Annotated in this window: 2 protein-coding genes; both read right to left on the minus strand. The window is 44.6% G+C overall.

Annotated features, from left to right (window positions below):
- Positions 1-350: Rrf2 family transcriptional regulator (locus tag A3735_RS00890; RefSeq protein ID WP_082885753.1), on the minus strand; the 350-nt coding region annotated here is incomplete at its 3' end.
- A 147-nt stretch (positions 351-497) separates the two neighbouring features.
- On the minus strand, positions 498-908 hold a 411-nt coding region (locus A3735_RS00895; protein ID WP_369820492.1), incomplete at its 5' end, for a serine O-acetyltransferase.

The following is a 908-nucleotide window of genomic DNA, read 5'->3' on the forward strand; positions in this document are numbered from 1 at the left end:
GTGAGGCACTGCTCGCCGTCCTGACAACCGCCTTTCTCAGCTTTTTCCTCCACACCCTCACGGCTTTTGGCGCCGCAACGAGTTGTATCAATTGACTCATCAACAGCATCAATAACGGCGGCAACTGAAATATCAGCAGCCTCAACATTTAGCTGATAACCGCCTCCCGGACCACGTATACTTCTAACCAGCTTACGTTGTCTAAGTTTCGAAAACAGCTGTTCCAAATAAGAAAGAGAGATACCCTGCCTAAGCGAGATATCTGCTAAGGCAACCGGGTTATGACAAGCATGCAGCGCAAGATCAAGCATTGCAGTGACTGCATATCTACCTTTTGTGGTTAGGCGCATTGCTTAATTCATGTCTCTTGAAGTGTTTATAGTCAGCATCGGAGCGATGCATTGCTGAAAAATTATCTATTACCTGAGTAATTTAATCAAGTATTCTCAAGCCTCTCCCCAATAATTGAGACATTAGCCCTTCACCAAATCGAACTATTACTTAATATCTTTAAAACAGCACATGTCATCTTCATCAATAGAAGGTACAGCCTCTTTGTTATAACCGTCATCAAGCTTACGTAAGGATTTGCACATTTCATTCATCCGTTCATCAACCATATGCATATGATCCAGCATACTTCTAATCGAACGCGCAACCGGGTCGGGCATCTCATCACTTAAGCCATAAGCATCAAAGCCAAAGTTCTCTTCCATTTTCTTACGCTTACTGTCATCCGGGGTAGCCGTTTCAGGAACTGATTTGAGAATAATTCGTCCCGGGATTCCAACTACGGTTGCTTCAGCCGGGACTTCTTTAGTAACAACTGCATTTGAACCAATCTTAGCATTTTGCCCTACATCAAAGGGCCCAAGTACCTTGGCACCCGCGCCAACCACCACACCATC

Source organism: Oleiphilus sp. HI0061, from assembly GCF_001635675.1.